At 66.5% G+C, this 19,174-nt stretch carries 11 protein-coding genes and 3 rRNA genes; 5 read left to right on the forward strand and 9 right to left on the reverse strand.

Annotated features, from left to right (window positions below; translation table 11 throughout):
* Positions 1–15: 15 nt before the first annotated feature.
* Positions 16–1,239 carry an acetate kinase gene (locus ABII15_RS26490; RefSeq protein WP_353944779.1) on the reverse strand — a complete coding sequence of 408 codons (1,224 nt, stop codon included), beginning with the start codon at positions 1,237–1,239 and terminating at the stop codon, positions 16–18.
* Entirely contained in the window at positions 1,236–3,326 is a 2,091-nt protein-coding gene (gene pta, locus ABII15_RS26495) for a phosphate acetyltransferase (RefSeq protein ID WP_353944780.1), read from the reverse strand. Before pta ends, ABII15_RS26490 begins: the two co-directional genes overlap by 4 nt.
* Before the next feature lie 278 nt (positions 3,327–3,604).
* Between pta and ABII15_RS26500 the strand changes: the two genes are divergently transcribed.
* Complete coding sequence (locus ABII15_RS26500) at positions 3,605–4,630, forward strand: ATP-dependent 6-phosphofructokinase (protein ID WP_351460551.1); 1,026 nt, start codon at positions 3,605–3,607, stop codon at positions 4,628–4,630.
* Between the two features lie 23 nt (positions 4,631–4,653).
* On the opposite strand, the gene ABII15_RS26505 is transcribed toward ABII15_RS26500, so the two are convergent.
* The 6 genes from ABII15_RS26505 to ABII15_RS26530 form a co-directional block, all read right to left on the reverse strand.
* Entirely contained in the window at positions 4,654–5,355 is a 702-nt protein-coding gene (locus ABII15_RS26505) for a helix-turn-helix transcriptional regulator (protein ID WP_353944781.1), read from the reverse strand.
* 100 nt (positions 5,356–5,455) lie between these two features.
* Complete coding sequence (locus ABII15_RS26510) at positions 5,456–6,283, reverse strand: carbohydrate ABC transporter permease (protein ID WP_353944782.1); 828 nt, start codon at positions 6,281–6,283, stop codon at positions 5,456–5,458.
* A 13-nt stretch (positions 6,284–6,296) separates the two neighbouring features.
* Entirely contained in the window at positions 6,297–7,142 is an 846-nt protein-coding gene (locus ABII15_RS26515; protein ID WP_353944783.1) for a sugar ABC transporter permease, read from the reverse strand.
* Between the two features lie 19 nt (positions 7,143–7,161).
* Positions 7,162–8,532 (reverse strand): extracellular solute-binding protein, encoded by a 1,371-nt coding sequence (locus ABII15_RS26520; protein WP_353944784.1) that lies wholly within the window; start codon positions 8,530–8,532, stop codon positions 7,162–7,164.
* 160 nt (positions 8,533–8,692) lie between these two features.
* Complete coding sequence (locus ABII15_RS26525) at positions 8,693–9,364, reverse strand: response regulator (RefSeq protein ID WP_353944785.1); 672 nt, start codon at positions 9,362–9,364, stop codon at positions 8,693–8,695.
* Positions 9,361–11,037 carry a sensor histidine kinase gene (locus ABII15_RS26530; RefSeq protein WP_353944786.1) on the reverse strand — a complete coding sequence of 559 codons (1,677 nt, stop codon included), beginning with the start codon at positions 11,035–11,037 and terminating at the stop codon, positions 9,361–9,363. The genes ABII15_RS26525 and ABII15_RS26530 overlap by 4 nt, the downstream gene beginning before the upstream one ends.
* Positions 11,038–11,212: 175 nt before the next feature.
* On the opposite strand from ABII15_RS26530, the gene ABII15_RS26535 reads away from it, so the two are divergent.
* The 4 genes from ABII15_RS26535 (at position 11,213) to rrf (ending at position 18,440) form a co-directional block, all read left to right on the forward strand.
* A complete protein-coding gene (locus ABII15_RS26535; RefSeq protein ID WP_353944787.1) occupies positions 11,213–12,622 on the forward strand; it encodes a cation:dicarboxylase symporter family transporter in 1,410 nt (469 codons plus the stop codon).
* Between the two features lie 658 nt (positions 12,623–13,280).
* Positions 13,281–14,806 (forward strand): 16S ribosomal RNA (locus tag ABII15_RS26540).
* A 307-nt stretch (positions 14,807–15,113) separates the two neighbouring features.
* Positions 15,114–18,239: ribosomal RNA gene (locus tag ABII15_RS26545) — 23S ribosomal RNA — on the forward strand.
* 84 nt (positions 18,240–18,323) lie between these two features.
* A 5S ribosomal RNA gene (gene rrf / locus ABII15_RS26550) occupies positions 18,324–18,440 on the forward strand.
* The 16S, 23S and 5S rRNA genes sit together here, the layout of an rRNA operon.
* Before the next feature lie 93 nt (positions 18,441–18,533).
* Here rrf and ABII15_RS26555 read toward each other — a convergent pair.
* On the reverse strand, positions 18,534–19,139 hold the full coding sequence (locus tag ABII15_RS26555) for a TetR/AcrR family transcriptional regulator (protein ID WP_353944788.1): 606 nt from the start codon (positions 19,137–19,139) through the stop codon (positions 18,534–18,536).
* Between the last annotated feature and the right edge of the window lie 35 nt (positions 19,140–19,174).

Consider the following 19,174-nt stretch of genomic DNA (forward strand, 5'->3'; position numbering starts at 1 on the left):
TGGGCGCAGGGGCGCTCAGGCGTTGCGGTCACCGGCGTCCCCGACGAGCGCGTAGGTCTGCTGCGCGATCTCCAGCTCCTCGTCCGTCGGCACCACGGCGACAGCGACCCGGGCGTACTCCGGCGAGACGATCCGGGCCTCGTCGGAACGTACGGAATTCAGCTCGCCGTCGACCGCCAGGCCCAGCTCCTCCAGACCGGCCACCGCAGCTTCGCGCACCGGCGCCGCGTTCTCGCCGACCCCGGCCGTGAAGGCGATCGCGTCCACCCGGCCGAGCACCGCGTAGTACGCGCCGATGTACTTCTTCAGGCGGTGGATGTAGATGTCGAAGGCGAGCCGCGCGGACTCGTCGCCCTCGTCGATCCGGCGCCGGATCTCCCGCATGTCGTTGTCGCCGCACAGCCCGATCAGGCCCGACTTCTGGTTCAGCAGGATGTCGATCTCGTCCGGGGACATCTTGCCCACCCGCATCAGATGGAAGATGACCGCCGGGTCGACATCTCCTGAACGGGTCCCCATCACCAGGCCCTCCAGCGGGGTGAGCCCCATGGAGGTGTCCACGCACTCCCCGCCGCGCACGGCCGACGCGGAGGCGCCGTTGCCCAGGTGCAGCACGATCAGGTTGACCTCGGACGGGTCCTTGCCGAGCAGCTCGGCCGTCTTGCGGGAGACGTACGCGTGCGACGTGCCGTGGAAGCCGTAGCGGCGCACCCGGTGCGCGTCGGCGGTGGCCACGTCGATCGCGTAGCGCGCCGCCGACTCCGGCATCGTCGTGTGGAACGCCGTGTCGAAGACCGCCACCTGCGGCAGGTCCGGGCGCAGCTCCATGGCCGTACGGATACCGGTCAGGTTCGCCGGGTTGTGCAGCGGCGCGACCGGGATGAGGCGCTCGATCTCGGCCAGCACGGCGTCGTCGACGATTGTCGGCTCGGTGAACTTCAGCCCGCCGTGCACCACGCGGTGGCCGATCGCGGCCAGCTCGGGGGAGTCCAGGCCGAGCCCGTCCGCCGCCAGCTCGTCGGCGACGGCCTTCAGCGCCCCGGCGTGGTCGGCGATCCGCCGGTTCTGCTCGCGGGCCTCACCGCCGCCGGCCAGCGGGGTGTGCTTCAGGCGGGAGGTCTCCTCGCCGATCCGCTCGACCAGGCCGACCGCGAGACGTTCGTGCGTCGCCATGTCGAGGAGCTGGTACTTGACCGACGACGAGCCGGAGTTGAGGACGAGGATGCGGGTCGCTGTCACTGGGCGGATGCCTTTTCGGTGGAGGTCTGGGCCTGGATCGCCGTGATGACGACCGTGTTGACGATGTCCTGCACGAGCGCGCCGCGGGACAGGTCGTTGACCGGCTTGCGCAGGCCCTGGAGGACCGGGCCGACGGCGATCGCGCCGGCCGAGCGCTGCACGGCCTTGTAGGTGTTGTTGCCGGTGTTGAGGTCGGGGAAGATCAGCACGCTCGCCTGCCCGGCGACCTCGGAGCCGGGCAGCTTGGTGGCCGCGACCGACGGCTCGACGGCCGCGTCGTACTGGATCGGGCCCTCGATCTTCAGGTCGGGGCGCCGCTCCTTGACGATCTCGGTGGCCTCGCGGACCTTGTCGACGTCGGCGCCCGAGCCGGAGGTGCCGGTCGAGTACGACAGCATCGCGATCCGCGGGTCCACGCCGAACTGCGCGGCGGTGGCGGCGGACTGGGCGGCGATGTCGGCGAGCTGCTGCGCGTTCGGATCCGGGTTCACCGCGCAGTCGCCGTAGACCAGGACCTTGTCGGCCAGGCACATGAAGAAGACCGACGACACGATCGCGGCGTCCGGCTTGGTCTTGATGATCTCGAACGCCGGGCGGATGGTGGCTGCCGTGGAGTGCACCGACCCCGACACCATGCCGTCGGCCAGGCCCTCCTGGACCATCAGCGTGCCGAAGTAGTTCACATCGGCGACCACGTCGTGCGCCAGCTCGACGGTGACCCCCTTGTGGGCGCGCAGCTGCGCGTACTCCTGGGCGAAACGGTCCCGCAGCTCCGAGGTGGCCGGGTCGATCAGCTCGCTGCCCGCGAGGTCCACGCCGAGGTCGGCGGCCCGCTTGCGGATCTGCTCGACCGGGCCGAGCAGCGTCAGGTCGCACACCCCGCGCCGCAGCAGCACGTCCGCCGCGCGCAGCACGCGCTCCTCGGTGCCCTCGGGCAGTACGACGCGCCGCTTGTCCGAGCGGGCCTGTTCGAGCAGCTTGTGCTCGAACATCATCGGCGTCAGCCGGTCCGAGGAGGGCGCCTGGATGGTGCGCAGCAGGGCGGCCGTGTCGGCGTAGTGCTCGAACAGGCCGAGGGCGGTCTCCGCCTTGCGCGGCGTCGCCGCGTTCATCTTCCCCTCCAGCGCGAAGAGTTCCGCCGCGGTGGGGAAGGAGCCGCCGGACACGGCGACGACGGGGGTGCCGGGCGCGAGCCGGTCGGCCAGCTTCAGGATCTCCTCGCCGGGCCGCTCGTCCAGGGTCAGCAGCACCCCGGCGATCGGCGGGGTCCCGGCGCTGTGCGCGGCCAGCGAGCCCACCACCAGGTCCGCCCGGTCCCCGGGGGTGACGACCAGGCAGCCCGGGGTCAGCGCGTTGAGGAAGTTCGGCAGCATCGCGCCGCCGAAGACGAAGTCCAGGGCGTCCCTGGCCAGGCCCGAGTAGTCGCCGAGCAGCACCGTGCCGCCGAGCGCGTGGGTGATCTGGGCGACGGTCGGCGCGGAGAGCGCGGCCTCGTCGGGCAGCACGTAACAGGGCACCGGCAGCCGGTTGCCGAGCCGCTCGTCGATCTCGTCGCGGTCCTCGGGTCTGACCCGGTTGACCACCATCGCGAGGACGTCGCAGCCCAGGCCGTCGTAGGCGCGGAAGGCGTTGCGGACCTCGGCGCGCACCGATTCCGCCGTCTGCTTCTTGCCGCCGACCACCGGGATCACGGACGCGCCGAACTCGTTCGCGAGCCGGGCGTTGAGGGCCAGCTCGTCGGGGAGCTGGGTGTCCGCGAAGTCGGTGCCGAGCACCAGGACGACGTCGTAGTCCCGGGTCACCGCGTGGAACCGGTCGACCAGCTGCGACACCAGCTCGTCGGTGCCCTGCTCGGCCTGGATCGTGGACGCCTCGGCGTACTGCATCCCGTACACGCTCGCCGGATCCTGGGTGAGCCGGTAGCGGGCCCGCAGCAGATCGAAGAGCCGGTCCGGACCGTCGTGGACCAGCGGACGGAAGACACCCACCCGGTCGACCTGGCGGGTCAGCAGCTCCATGACTCCCAGCTCGACGACCTGCCGGCCGTCGCCCCGGTCGATTCCGGTCACGTACACGCTGCGCGTCACGCGGGCTCTCCGTTTCCTCCACAGGGCCCCTGAGCAGGACCGGAGGGTCCGCACCCAAGAGCCATAAATGGCCATATCGAAAGCTGTGCCCTCTTGACAATACCTCCGGCTATGGCTAGGCCGCCCGCCGGACAAAGGGCCTGAACACCAGGGTCTCAGTGCCCGCCCCAGGAGTGCCGAACCGCCTCGCGCAAGGCTGCGCGAACGCGTTGTCGCGCGGAGCGTGGAAGAATCGCAGTGGCTCAGACGAACCAGAAGCGAGCAGGAGACACAGCACGATGCGCATCGGAGTTCTCACCGCAGGCGGCGACTGTCCTGGTCTGAACGCAGTGATCCGGTCGGTCGTGCACCGAGCCGTCACGCACTACGGAGACGAGGTCATCGGCTTCGAGGACGGTTACGCGGGCCTGCTCGACGGCCGCTTCCGCCCGCTGGATCTGAACGCGGTCAGCGGCATCCTGGCCCGCGGCGGCACCATCCTCGGCTCGTCCCGGCTGGAGCGGGACCGCTTCCGCGCCGCGTGCGACAACGCCAAGGAGCTGATGGACAAGAGCAGCCTCGACGCGCTCATCCCCATCGGCGGCGAGGGCACGCTGACCGCCGCCCGCATGCTCTCCGACGCGGGCGTCCCGGTGATCGGCGTCCCGAAGACGATCGACAACGACATCTCCTCCACCGACCGCACTTTCGGCTTCGACACGGCCGTCGGCGTCGCGACGGAGGCGATGGACCGCCTCAAGACCACCGCCGAGTCCCACCAGCGGGTCATGGTCGTCGAGGTCATGGGCCGGCACGCGGGCTGGATCGCGCTGGAGTCCGGCATGGCCGGCGGCGCCCACGGCATCTGCCTGCCCGAGCGCCCCTTCGACCCGGCCGACCTCGTCAAGATGGTCGAGGAGCGGTTCTCGCGCGGCAAGAAGTTCGCCGTCATCTGCGTCGCCGAGGGCGCGCACCCCGCCGAGGGCACCATGGACTACGGCAAGGGCGCCATCGACCAGTTCGGTCACGAGCGCTTCCAGGGCATCGGCACCGCGCTCGCCTACGAGCTGGAGTCGCGCCTCGGCAAGGAGGCCCGCCCGGTGATCCTCGGCCATGTGCAGCGCGGCGGCACCCCGACCGCGTACGACCGCGTCCTCGCCACCCGCTTCGGCTGGCACGCCGTGGAGGCCGCGCACCGCGCCGAGTACGGCAGGATGACCGCGCTGCGCGGCACCGACATCACGATGGTGCCGCTCGCCGAGGCCGTCACCGAGCTGAAGACGGTGCCGAAGGACCGGATGGACGAGGCCGAGTCGGTCTTCTAGAAAACCGGCCGGAGCGCCCGCGCTCACAGATAGCGGATCCTGGACCAGAACTCGTCCAGGATCCGCTCCATGAAGTCCCGCCCGGCGTCCCCCGACCCGGACGAGGAACCGCCGCCCCAGCTCAGCGTCGCCGCCATCAGCGCCTGGTACTCCAGGTGCATCTCGTGCAGCACGTCCTCCAGCTCCCGCCTGGTGACGGGGATCAGCCGGCTCAGCGGCTTGGTGTACGCCTGCCAGCGCGTCGTCACCGCCCGGCGCAGCAGCTCCGCCAGCTGCCCGTCCCGCCCGGTGACCGTCGCGAAGGCGCGCGGGGCGAGCCGCAGCACCTCGGCGAGCGCCGACGACTGCCGTTCGTTGCCCCGCCAGTCGCCCGTCTCCTCCATCCGCAGATACGACTGGATCTCCAGGCCCACGAACCGCGCCACGTCCTCCGGGGCGAGCCCGAGCGCGAGCCGGTGCTCCCGCAGCGTGCGCGGCGCGCCGATGAGTTCGCCGGGGGAGCACCACAACGCCCCGGCCAGCGCGGTCAGTTCAGCGGCGCTCGGCGTCGCTTCGCCGCGCTCCCAGGCGATGATGGTCTCGGGGGTGATGTACGCGAGCCCGTACGAGGCACGCATGCCGTACGCGACATGGCCCGGGGCCATCCCCAGCGCCTCACGGAGGCGGCGGGCGGCGGGGGCGTTGAACGGAGGGGTCGGCTGGTTCGCCGGAGCCTTGTGCTGCACGGCCACAAAGTAGGGGGCGAACGCCCGCTTGGCTACGGTGCGTTCGCACTCCGTGACATGTCGTAGGAACGTACAGGTGCCGAGGGGTGCCCGGGACGGGTCAGCCCTTCACCGCGCCGCCGAGCGCGAAGCCGCCGCCGAACCGCCGGGACACCAGGACGTAGAGCAGGATCACCGGCGTCGAGTAGATGATCGAGAACGCCGCGAGCTGCCCGTAGACGACCGTCCCGCGGTTGCCGAAGAAGTCGTTGATGCTCACCGAAGCCGGCATCTGGTCGGGGGAGAGCAGCAGCATGAACGGGACGAAGAAGTTCCCCCACATCATAGCGAAGCAGAAGACCGTGACGACGGCGATGCCGGGCCCCATCAGCGGCAGCACGATCCGGATCAGCGACTGGAAGGTGCCCGCCCCGTCGGTCCAGGCCGCCTCCTCCAGCTCCTTCGGCACGCCGTCCATGAAGTTCTTCATCAGCCAGATGGCGAACGGGAGTTGGGACGCGGCGAAGAAGTAGATCGTGCCCGCCATCGTGTCGATCAGGTTCACCTGCACGAAGAGCGCGTACACCGGCACCATGACCGCCGTGATCGGCAGACACGTCGCGAACAGGATCGTGGTCAGGTACGGATTGTTCAGGCGCGAGCGGTAGCGCGAGAGCGGATACGCGGCGAGCGCCGCGCACGCCACCGTCAGCGCCGTCGCCCCGCCGCACAGGATGAGGCTGTTGAGCAGCGGGGTGAACGTGATGTCCGGGGTGAGCACCGCGTCGAAGTTGCCGAACGTGGCGTGCGCGGGCCACTTCACCCGCAGGTTCGCGTCGGCGTCGAGCGAGGAGAGGACCACCCAGGCGAGCGGCAGCCCGAAGGCGACGAGGACGACGGCGAGGGCCGTGTCGGCGGTGAGCCGGTTGCGGGTGGAGCGGCGGGTCACGGGTGCCTCCGTCTCACGGCTCTGAGCGCAACAGGCGCATGTAGACCACCGAGAACAGGGAGCCGACGACCAGCAGGAGCAGGGCGACCGCGGTGCCGTAGCCGATCATGCTCTTCTGGAACGCCTGCTCGTACATGAACAGCGGGAGCGTCTGGCTGTGGTTGCTCGGCCCGCCGCGGGTCATCACCCAGATCAGGCCGAAGACGGACAGGGTCTGGAGCGTGTTCAGCATCAGGTTCGTGCCGATGGAGCGCCGGATCATCGGCAGCGTGACGTGCCACAGGCGCTGCCAGGCGTTCGCGCCGTCGACCTCGGCGGCCTCGGTGATCTCCGCCGGGATCTCGTCCAGGGCCGCCGAGTAGACGAGCATCGAGAACGCGGTGCCGCGCCACACGTTCGCGAACGACACGGCCAGGATCGGCAGCGTGAACAGCCAGTTCTGGGACGGGAGTCCGAGCCAGTCGAGGATCGCGTTCAAGGTGCCCTCGCGCCGGAAGAACGCGTACAGCAGGAACCCCGCGACGACCTCCGGCAGCACCCAGGCCGTGACGACGACGGCGCCGGTGACCGTGCGCACCGGTTTCGAGGCGCGCTTCATGAGCGCCGCGAGGGCCAGGCCCAGGGTGTTCTGGCCGACGATCGACGACAGGAACGTGAAGACGAGGGTGAGCTTGACCGCGTTCAGGAAGGCGGCGTCGTGGAACGCGGTCCGGAAGTTGTCGAAGCCGACGAAGGAGGAGGACGCCTGGCCGGTCAGCTGGAGGTCGGTGAAGGCGATGTAGACGCAGTAGGCGATGGGGCCCGCCAGGAAGAGGGCCATGACGATGGTGGCCGGGGCCAGGGGGAGGGCCCGGAGCATGGCGCGCCCCCTGTGCCCCTCAGGGCCGCGTGACAACTTTGCCGTCCGCTGCCGTCTTCAGCTGGTCGTCGTACGTGGATGCCGCCTTGTCCACCGAGGCGTCGCCGGTCGTCACCGACTCCATGGCCTCCTGGATCGCCGTCGACACCTTCGGGTACGCGGGGTAGGCGGGCCGGTAGTGGGTCGAACTCACCAGATCGGTGAAGAACTTGATGCCGGGCTGCGCCTTGACGTACGCCGGGTCGGCGGCCACGTCCTTGCGGACCGCGATGCCGGAGTTGGCGATGTACCAGCGCCGGGAGTTCTCCTTCGTCTGCATCGTCCTGATGAAGTCGAAGGCGAGGTCGGGGTTGGCCGCCTTGGCGGGGACGGCCCAGGTCCAGCCGCCGGACATGGAGACCTTGCCGGGCGCCTGCCCGTTCTGGGTCGGCATGTGGGCGAGACCCAGTTTCCGCGACCACTCCGGCCATTCGTGGCCGGCGCCCTTGATCCAGTCCTGTGGGAGCCAGGAGCCGTCGAGGTCGATGCCGACCTTGCCCTTGGGCAGGAGTTCACCGCGGACGGTCGTGCCGATGTTCGGGTCGAGCGCGTCGGAGACGTCGGGGCCGAGCTTCTCCTTGTAGACCGTCTCGACGAACGACAGGCTGTCCCGGAACGCCTTCGACCCGGCGATCCACTTCCGCGAGGACGTGTCGTAGAGCGGGTCGGCGGTCCCGTCGCCGGTGCCGTACAGCAGCATCTCGAAGCCCTGCATCGTGGACTGCTCGCCGCCCGCCTTGCCGGTGTAGAGGTTCAGCGGGATGACGCCGGGGACCTTCTTCTTGATGGTGCGGGCGGCGTCGAGGAGCTCGTTCCAGTTCTTCGGCTGCCAGGGCGTCGCGATGCCCGCCTTCTTCAGGACAGCCTTGTCGTACCAGAGGCCGCGGGTGTCGGTGCCGTCGGGAACGCCGTACGTCTTCCCGTCCTGCCCCTTCGCCGCGGTCTTGGCCGTGTCGATGAACTGGTCCCAGTCCGCCCACTTGTCGAGGTACGGATCCAGGGGCCGCAGGTACCCGCTGGTGATGTCGGAGTTGACCAGGAACGTGTCCTCGTAGACGAGGTCGGGTGCCGTTCTGGGGGAGCGGAGCATCTGCTGGAGCTTCGTGTAGTACTCGGCGTCCGGTGCCTTGATCGGGACGAGCTCGACCTTCTTGCCCGGGTTGGCCTTCTCGAACTGCTTCTTCATCGCGGTCAGGTAGGTGTCCGGGACCTTGCTCATGTTGTCCGTGGACTGCTTGTACGAGACCTTCACGGTGTTCGCGTCGCCGCCGGACCCACCCCCGCACGCGGTGAGGGTTCCGGCGGCCAGGAGCAGGACGGTGGCGGTGAGGAGCGGGGCGGTGGGGCGCACGGGCACGACCTCCTACGGACCGTCGCGGGCTGCGTTGCCGCGCGTGGCTGCCCGTGAACGTACGGTCAGGCCCGGACAGGGTCAATGGGTGTGCAGGGGGTGGTGGCCAGCGCCCCTGGACGAGCGGAGCCCGTTTCAGGGGCGCGGGGAACCGCGCGACCTACTTCCACGTGTAGACCAGCTCGGGCCGCCCCACCTGCCCGTACTGCGGACTGCGCCCAGCCCGCCCCGAGTCCACCAGATGCTCCAGATACCGCCGAGCGGTGATCCGCGAAATCCCCACGGTCTCGGCGGCCGAAGCCGCCGTCACCCCCTCGGGCGCCGCCTCCCGCAAGGTGTGCGTCACCCGCTCCAGCGTCGGCCCGCTCAACCCCTTCGGCAGCGCGGCGGGCGCCGGCGACCGCAGATTGGCCAGCGCCCGGTCCACCTCGTCCTGCCCGGCTGCCTCCCCACTGCTCGTCCGGTACTCGGCGTACCGGACGAGCCGGTCCCGCAGCGTCGCGAAGGTGAACGGCTTCAGCACGTACTGCACCACCCCGAGCGACACCCCCTCCCGCACCACCGCCAGATCCCGCGCCGACGTCACCGCGATCACATCGGTCTGATGCCCGGCGGCCCGCAACGACCGCGCCAGCGCCAGCCCGTGCCCGTCCGGCAGATGCAGATCGAGCAGGATCAGATCGACGGGAACCCGGTCCAGGGCCCGCCGGGCCTCGGCCGCGGTGTACGCCCGCGCGACCGTGGTGAACCCCGGCACCCGGTCCACGTACATCGTGTGCGCGTCGGCCGCCACCGGATCGTCCTCGACGACCAGGACCCGGATGTCACTCATGAGGTACTGCCTTTCGCATCGGACGTGGCCCCGGAACCGCGCGGCCCCGGCACCCCGAACGGCATCCGCACCGTGAACGCGGCGCCCCCGCCCGCATCCCGGTCCAGCGCGAGCGTCCCGTGCCCGCGCGCCACAGCCTGCCGTACGAGGGCGAGCCCGAGCCCCCGCCCGCCCGGCCCGGCCGGCTTGGTCGACCAGCCGCGCTCGAACACCGCGTCGGCGTGCTCCGGATCGACCCCCGGCCCCGAGTCCGCCACCCGCAGCAGCAGCCCGTCCGCCTCCGTCCGCGCGGTGACGGTGACCCGCGCCCGCGGCGAACCCTGCGCCGCGTCCACGGCGTTGTCGATGAGATTGCCGAGCACCGTCACGAGATCCCGCGCCGACAGCACCCGCCCGAGCGCCCCGGCCGGCCCCTCCTCGACCTCCTCGACCCGGGTGTCACCGGAGACGACCAGCTCGACACCGCGCTCATTGGCCTGCGCGGCCTTGCCGAGCAGCAGCGCGGCGAGCACCGGCTCGCTCACCGCGCCCACCACCTGATCGGTCAGCGCCTGCGCCAGCTCCAGCTCGGCGGTCGCGAACTCGACCGCCTCGTCCGCGCGGCCCAGCTCGATCAGCGACACCACGGTGTGCAGCCGGTTCGCCGCCTCGTGCGCCTGCGACCGCAACGCCTGCGTGAACCCCCGCTCGGAGTCCAACTCGCCCATCACCGCCTGAAGTTCGGTGTGATCGCGCAGGGTCACGACGGTGCCGCGCCGCTCCTCACTGGTGACCGGCGACGTATTGACGACCACGACCCGGTCGGCGGTCAGATGCACCTCGTCGACCCGCGGCTCGGTGGCGAGCAGCGCCCCGGTCAGCGGCGCGGGCAGCCCCAGCTCGGCGACGGACCGCCCGACGGCCTCGTCCCCGTCGCCCACCCCGAGCAGCACCCGCGCCCCGTCGTTCATCAACGCGACCCGCCGCTGCCCGTCGAGCATCACCAGCCCCTCGCGCACGGCGTGCAGCGCGGCCTGGTGATAGGCGTGCATCCGGCTCAGCTCACCGGCGTTCATCCCGTGCGTGTGGCGCCGCAGCCGTGCGTTGACGACGTACGTCCCGATGCCGCCGACCACCAGCGCGGCCCCCGCGACCCCCGCCACCGCGAGCACCTGTCCGCGCGCCTGCGCGGTGATCTCGTCGATCGTTATCCCGGCGCTGACCAGTCCGACGACCCGCCGCTGATCGTCGTGGACCGGAGTGACCACCCGCACCGAGGGCCCGAGCGTCCCGGTGTACGTCTCCGAGAACGTCCGTCCCTTCAGCGCCGGCCCGATGTGCCCGAGGAACCGCTGTCCGATGTACCGGGACGTGGGATGCGTCCACCGGATCCCGTGCGTGTCCATGATCGTCACGAAGTCGACGCCGGTGTGCCGCTGCACGGCGAGCGCGTACGGCTGGAGCCGCACCGTCGGATCCGCGTCCCCGGTGATCGCCTCCCGCACCGAGGCGGCGTCGGCGACCGCCGTCGCCGCGGCCGTCGCCTGCCGCCTCGCCGACGTCTCCGCCTGCCTCTTGTCGCTGAGATACGTGAACAGCGCGCACCCGGCGACCACGGCGGCGACCAGCACGACCTGCATCGCGAAGAGCTGTCCGGCCAGGCTGCGGGGGCGGGGAAGACGCAAGGAGCGCATGCGGTCAGTCTGCCCGTCGGTTCAAGCGGGAACTAAATGAACGGAAGGGTGACGGTGCTCACGGCCCGGGAGATAGTCACCGGGATCCGCAGCCGCAGGACGTGAGCCGCACGCACTGCCGAGTCCGGGACAAGCCCAGTACGCCGACGCCGTCGTCAGCAGCCAGGAGGGAACCGTGGCCGAGAACGGGACCGCGACCACCGACCAAGCCCCGCAGCCCGCGAAGCCCGCCGCGAAGCGGGACCGCACGCACTACCTGTACATCGCCGTCATCGTGGCGGTCCTCCTCGGCGTCGCCGTCGGCTTCATCTGGCCCGACTTCGCCAAGGAGCTCAAGCCCGTCGGCACGGGCTTCGTGAACCTGATCAAGATGATGATCTCGCCCATCATCTTCTGCACGATCGTGCTGGGCGTCGGCTCGGTCCGCAAGGCCGCCAAGATCGGCAAGGTGGGCGGCCTCGCCCTCGGCTACTTCATCGTGATGTCGATGGTCGCCCTCGCCATCGGCCTGATCGTCGGCAACATCCTCGACCCCGGCAGCGGCATGCACCTCACCGACGCCACGAAGGACGTCGGCCAGGCGGCGGCCAAGGACGCGAGCGAGGGCCCGGTCGACTTCGTCCTGGGCATCATCCCGACGACCCTGGTCTCCGCCTTCACGGAGGGCGAGGTCCTCCAGACCCTCCTGGTCGCCCTCCTCGTCGGCTTCGCCCTCCAGGCCATGGGCCGGGCCGGCGAACCGGTGCTGCGCGGCATCGAGCACATCCAGAAGCTCGTCTTCCGCGTCCTCGGCATGATCATGTGGGCCGCCCCGATCGGCGCGTTCGGCGCCATGGCCGCCGTCATCGGCGAAACGGGCGTCGACGCCCTCAAGGCCCTGGCCACCATCATGATCGGCTTCTACGTCACCTGCGCGCTGTTCGTCGGCATCGTGCTCGCCGCGATCCTGCGCATGGCGACCGGCTTCAACATCTTCGCCCTGCTGAAGTACCTGGGCCGGGAGTTCCTGCTCATCCTCTCGACCTCCTCCTCGGAGTCGGCACTGCCGCGCCTGATCGCGAAGATGGAGCACCTCGGCGTCTCCCGCCCGGTCGTCGGCATCACCGTCCCGACCGGCTACTCCTTCAACCTCGACGGCACCATGATCTACCTGACCATGGCATCCCTCTTCATCGCCGACGCCATGGACCAGCCGATGAGCATCGGCCAGCAGATCGGTCTGCTCCTCTTCATGATGATCGCGTCGAAGGGCGCGGCCGGCGTCTCCGGCTCCGGCATCGCGGTCCTCGCCTCCGGCCTCCAGTCGCACAAGCCGGGCCTGGTCGACGGGGTCGGCCTCATCATCGGCATCGACCGCTTCATGAGCGAGGCCCGCGCCCTGACGAACTTCGCGGGCAATGCGGTGGCTACGTTGCTGATCGGCTGCTGGACCGGAGAGGTGGACCGCGACCGGGTCAAGCGGGTCCTCGCCGGCGACCTCCCCTTCGACGAACGCACACTCCTCGACTCCGGCGCGGACGACACCTCCCGTACGGACGTCCCCGAGCCGCGCGAGGGCGGGGCGAAGGAACCCGTCGGAGCCTGAACAACACTCCGAACACCGCTCTGACCTGCGGCGGGGCCCGTGCGATCGCTCGCACGGGCCCCGCTTTTGTACTACCGGCGCGGGTGGCGTAGAGTCCTGCGAGTTGTCCGGGCCACCACGGTCGCGGCCAGCACCTCCGCCGCTCACGCGGCACCCCACCACCAGCACGATCTCCCTACGGGATTGATTTCGGCGCGCCCGAATTCACATTCCACCTCGATTAGTCATCGAAGAGGGAATCCGCTAAAGTCTGGGACGTCGGAACGGCCCAACAGCCGGAAAGACAAAACCCGCTGACTGGGAATCAGGCCCGAAAGGATCTGATAGAGTCGGACTCGCCGGAAAGCCGAAAGGCCGGAAAGCGAAGCAAGACCCCGAGGAAATCGGCCGGTGAAACGGTCTGATAGAGTCGGAAACGCAAGAACAAAAGAAACACCGAAGGGAAGCGCCCGGAGGAAAGCCCGAGAGGGTGAGTACAAAGGAAGCGTCCGTTCCTTGAGAACTCAACAGCGTGCCAAAAATCAACGCCAGATATGTTGATACCCCGTCTCTCTGAGACGAGGTTCCTTTGTAAAAACACAGCGAGGACGCTGTGAACCGGGAGATTATTCCTCTCCCGGTTCCGCTCTCGTGGTGTCACCCCGATGACGGGGAAACATTCACGGAGAGTTTGATCCTGGCTCAGGACGAACGCTGGCGGCGTGCTTAACACATGCAAGTCGAACGATGAAGCCCTTCGGGGTGGATTAGTGGCGAACGGGTGAGTAACACGTGGGCAATCTGCCCTTCACTCTGGGACAAGCCCTGGAAACGGGGTCTAATACCGGATACCACTCCTTCTCGCATGGGAAGGGGTTGAAAGCTCCGGCGGTGAAGGATGAGCCCGCGGCCTATCAGCTTGTTGGTGAGGTAGTGGCTCACCAAGGCGACGACGGGTAGCCGGCCTGAGAGGGCGACCGGCCACACTGGGACTGAGACACGGCCCAGACTCCTACGGGAGGCAGCAGTGGGGAATATTGCACAATGGGCGAAAGCCTGATGCAGCGACGCCGCGTGAGGGATGACGGCCTTCGGGTTGTAAACCTCTTTCAGCAGGGAAGAAGCGAAAGTGACGGTACCTGCAGAAGAAGCGCCGGCTAACTACGTGCCAGCAGCCGCGGTAATACGTAGGGCGCAAGCGTTGTCCGGAATTATTGGGCGTAAAGAGCTCGTAGGCGGCTTGTCGCGTCGGTTGTGAAAGCCCGGGGCTTAACCCCGGGTCTGCAGTCGATACGGGCAGGCTAGAGTGTGGTAGGGGAGATCGGAATTCCTGGTGTAGCGGTGAAATGCGCAGATATCAGGAGGAACACCGGTGGCGAAGGCGGATCTCTGGGCCATTACTGACGCTGAGGAGCGAAAGCGTGGGGAGCGAACAGGATTAGATACCCTGGTAGTCCACGCCGTAAACGGTGGGAACTAGGTGTTGGCGACATTCCACGTCGTCGGTGCCGCAGCTAACGCATTAAGTTCCCCGCCTGGGGAGTACGGCCGCAAGGCTAAAACTCAAAGGAATTGACGGGGGCCCGCACAAGCAGCGGAGCATGTGGCTTAATTCGACGCAACGCGAAGAACCTTACCAAGGCTTGACATACACCGGAAACGTCTGGAGACAGGCGCCCCCTTGTGGTCGGTGTACAGGTGGTGCATGGCTGTCGTCAGCTCGTGTCGTGAGATGTTGGGTTAAGTCCCGCAACGAGCGCAACCCTTGTTCTGTGTTGCCAGCATGCCCTTCGGGGTGATGGGGACTCACAGGAGACCGCCGGGGTCAACTCGGAGGAAGGTGGGGACGACGTCAAGTCATCATGCCCCTTATGTCTTGGGCTGCACACGTGCTACAATGGCCGATACAATGAGCTGCGATACCGCAAGGTGGAGCGAATCTCAAAAAGTCGGTCTCAGTTCGGATTGGGGTCTGCAACTCGACCCCATGAAGTTGGAGTTGCTAGTAATCGCAGATCAGCATTGCTGCGGTGAATACGTTCCCGGGCCTTGTACACACCGCCCGTCACGTCACGAAAGTCGGTAACACCCGAAGCCGGTGGCCCAACCCCTTGTGGGAGGGAGCTGTCGAAGGTGGGACTGGCGATTGGGACGAAGTCGTAACAAGGTAGCCGTACCGGAAGGTGCGGCTGGATCACCTCCTTTCTAAGGAGCATCTAGGCCGCCAAGCTTGCTTGGTGGTCCAGGGCCATTACGTCGGCAAACGTTCGACGGTGGTTGCTCATGGGTGGAACGTTGATTATTCGGCACGATCGGTTGTCTTTCACTAGTACTGCTTCGGCGTGGAACGTGAGAAGAGAGCGGGTCGGGCCGGGCACGCTGTTGGGTGTCTGAAGGTACGGCCGCAAGGTCGCCTTCAGTGCCGGCCCCAGTGCACTCGAACCGCAACTGGTTCGGGGTGATGGGTGGTTGGTCGTTGTTTGAGAACTGCACAGTGGACGCGAGCATCTGTGGCCAAGTTTTTAAGGGCGCACGGTGGATGCCTTGGCACCAGGAACCGATGAAGGACGTGGGAGGCCACGATAGTCCCCGGGGAGTCGTCAACCAGGCTTTGATCCGGGGGTTTCCGAATGGGGAAACCCGGCAGTCGTCATGGGCTGTCACCCGCTGCTGAACACATAGGCAGTGTGGAGGGAACGCGGGGAAGTGAAACATCTCAGTACCCGCAGGAAGAGAAAACAACCGTGATTCCGGGAGTAGTGGCGAGCGAAACTGGATGAGGCCAAACCTCAAGCGTGTGAGACCCGGCAGGGGTTGCGCTTGGGGGGTTGTGGGATCTCTCTTTCACAGTCTGCCGGCTGTGAGACGAGTCAGAAACCGTTGATGTAGGCGAAGGACATGCGAAAGGTCCGGCGTAGAGGGTAAGACCCCCGTAGTCGAAACATCAGCGGCTCGTTTGAGAGACACCCAAGTAGCACGGGGCCCGAGAAATCCCGTGTGAATCTGGCGGGACCACCCGTTAAGCCTAAATATTCCCTGGTGACCGATAGCGGATAGTACCGTGAGGGAATGGTGAAAAGTACCGCGGGAGCGGAGTGAAATAGTACCTGAAACCGTGTGCCTACAAGCCGTGGGAGCGTCGCGCAAGGAACTTGTTCCTTGCGTCGTGACTGCGTGCCTTTTGAAGAATGAGCCTGCGAGTTTGCGGTGTGTTGCGAGGTTAACCCGTGTGGGGAAGCCGTAGCGAAAGCGAGTCCGAATAGGGCGATTCAGTAGCGCGCTCAAGACCCGAAGCGGAGTGATCTAGCCATGGGCAGGTTGAAGCGGAGGTAAGACTTCGTGGAGGACCGAACCCACCAGGGTTGAAAACCTGGGGGATGACCTGTGGTTAGGGGTGAAAGGCCAATCAAACTCCGTGATAGCTGGTTCTCCCCGAAATGCATTTAGGTGCAGCGTCGTGTGTTTCTTGCCGGAGGTAGAGCACTGGATAGGCGATGGGCCCTACCGGGTTACTGACCTTAGCCAAACTCCGAATGCCGGTAAGTGAGAGCACGGCAGTGAGACTGTGGGGGATAAGCTCCATGGTCGAGAGGGAAACAGCCCAGAGCATCGACTAAGGCCCCTAAGCGTACGCTAAGTGGGAAAGGATGTGGAGTCGCAGAGACAACCAGGAGGTTGGCTTAGAAGCAGCCACCCTTGAAAGAGTGCGTAATAGCTCACTGGTCTAGTGATTCCGCGCCGACAATGTAGCGGGGCTCAAGCGTACCGCCGAAGTCGTGTCATTGCAGTAATAAGCCCCAACGGGTGCTGTGATGGGTAGGGGAGCGTCGTGTGCCGGGTGAAGCAGCGCCGGAAGGCAGTTGTGGACGGTTCACGAGTGAGAATGCAGGCATGAGTAGCGATACAAACGTGAGAAACGTTTGCGCCGATTGACTAAGGGTTCCTGGGTCAAGCTGATCTGCCCAGGGTAAGTCGGGACCTAAGGCGAGGCCGACAGGCGTAGTCGATGGATAACCGGTTGATATTCCGGTACCCGCTGTGAAGCGTCAAACATCGAATCCAGTGATGCTAAGGCCGTGAAACCGCCGTCCTCGTCTTTGACGTGGTTCGGAGTGGTGGAGCCGCCGGCCCAAGTTGGTAGTAGGTGAGTGATGGGGTGACGCAGGAAGGTAGTCCATCCCGGGCGGTGGTTGTCCCGGGGTAAGGGTGTAGGACGTGATCTAGGTAAATCCGGGTCACACATAGTCTGAGACCTGATGCCGAGCCGATTGTGGTGAAGTGGATGATCCTATGCTGTCGAGAAAAGCCTCTAGCGAGTTTCATGGCGGCCCGTACCCTAAACCGACTCAGGTGGTCAGGTAGAGAATACCGAGGCGTTCGGGTGAACTATGGTTAAGGAACTCGGCAAAATGCCCCCGTAACTTCGGGAGAAGGGGGCCACACCTGGTGATCACTCTTGCAGTGTGAGCTGGGGGTGGCCGCAGAGACCAGCGAGAAGCGACTGTTTACTAAAAACACAGGTCCGTGCGAAGCCGTAAGGCGATGTATACGGACTGACGCCTGCCCGGTGCTGGAACGTTAAGGGGACCGGTTAGTGCACTTTCGGGTGTGCGAAGCTGAGAACTTAAGCGCCAGTAAACGGCGGTGGTAACTATAACCATCCTAAGGTAGCGAAATTCCTTGTCGGGTAAGTTCCGACCTGCACGAATGGCGTAACGACTTCTCGACTGTCTCAACCATAGGCCCGGTGAAATTGCACTACGAGTAAAGATGCTCGTTTCGCGCAGAAGGACGGAAAGACCCCGGGACCTTTACTACAGTTTGATATTGGTGTTCGGTTCGGCTTGTGTAGGATAGGTGGGAGACTTTGAACCAGCCACGCCAGTGGTTGGGGAGTCGTCGTTGAAATACCACTCTGGTCGTGCTGGATGTCTAACCTCGGTCCGTGATCCGGATCAGGGACAGTGTCTGATGGGTAGTTTAACTGGGGCGGTTGCCTCCCAAAGAGTAACGGAGGCGCCCAAAGGTTCCCTCAGCCTGGTTGGTAATCAGGTGTTGAGTGTAAGTGCACAAGGGAGCTTGACTGTGAGACCGACGGGTCGAGCAGGGACGAAAGTCGGGACTAGTGATCCGGCGGTGGCTTGTGGAAGCGCCGTCGCTCAACGGATAAAAGGTACCCCGGGGATAACAGGCTGATCTTCCCCAAGAGTCCATATCGACGGGATGGTTTGGCACCTCGATGTCGGCTCGTCGCATCCTGGGGCTGGAGTCGGTCCCAAGGGTTGGGCTGTTCGCCCATTAAAGCGGTACGCGAGCTGGGTTTAGAACGTCGTGAGACAGTTCGGTCCCTATCCTCTGTGCGCGTAGGAATATTGAGAAGGGCTGTCCCTAGTACGAGAGGACCGGGACGGACGAACCTCTGGTGTGCCAGTTGTCCTGCCAAGGGCATGGCTGGTTGGCTACGTTCGGGAGGGATAACCGCTGAAAGCATCTAAGCGGGAAGCCTGCTTCGAGATGAGTATTCCCACCCCCTTTGAGGGGTTAAGGCTCCCAGTAGACGACTGGGTTGATAGGCCGGATCTGGAAGCACCGTGAGGTGTGGAGGTGACCGGTACTAATAGGCCGAGGGCTTGTCCTCAGTTGCTCGCGTCCACTGTGTTGGTTCTGAAACCACGAACAACCCCATGTGTCACACATGGTGCGGTTGTCAGTTTCATAGTGTTTCGGTGGTCATAGCGTGAGGGAAACGCCCGGTTACATTCCGAACCCGGAAGCTAAGCCTTACAGCGCCGATGGTACTGCAGGGGGGACCCTGTGGGAGAGTAGGACGCCGCCGAACAAATTTTGAGAGAAGCCCGGACCGGGAACGGTCCGGGCTTCTCTGCGTTTACAGGGCGAAATTCGGGCGGAATTCCGCCGGGGTGCGAAGCCCTCAGGCGGTTGCCGCCAGGCGCTTCGCGTCCTTCGTCGGGTAGCCGGCCGACGACAGCACGGCGACGACCGCCGCGCGGCCCGCGTCCTCCGCCGGGAGCACACCCTCGTTGACCGCCTCCATCAGACCGAACAGCACCTGCTCGTGGACATGGGCCAGGGCCTCGGCCGGCAGCGGTGAATCGAACTCGCCGTTCTCCAGAGCCTGTTGAAGGAGTTCCGCGCACGCCTCGCGGACCGGGGTCAGGCGTGCCCTGATGCCCTCCATCGTCACGCTGCGCTGAGCGAGATGCACCAGGAGGCGGTAGCGGTCCGCGATCGGCCAGATGGCCAGGATCGAACGGGCCACCGCCTCCGCCGGGTCGGCGACCCCCTCGCGGCCGGCGCGATGTGCCTCGGCCACCGCCTGGGCAGCGTCGTCCACCAAGGCCTCGATGAGCGCGTCCCGGCTCGGGAAATGACCGTAGACCGTGCGGCGCACGACCCCCGCGGCGCGGGCGATCTGATCCATCGACGCGTCGGGGTCGCGCAACAGCTCCACCAGGGCGTCGTCCAGGATGCGGCGGCGGTTGGCGTCGGCTCGTACGGAGGCGGAGGCGGGAGTCACGCGTTCATTGTGCCTGGGCGTCGGCTCGGCACGGC

Source organism: Streptomyces sp. HUAS MG91 (genome assembly GCF_040529335.1).
GTDB classification, from domain to species: Bacteria; Actinomycetota; Actinomycetes; order Streptomycetales; family Streptomycetaceae; genus Streptomyces; species Streptomyces tabacisoli.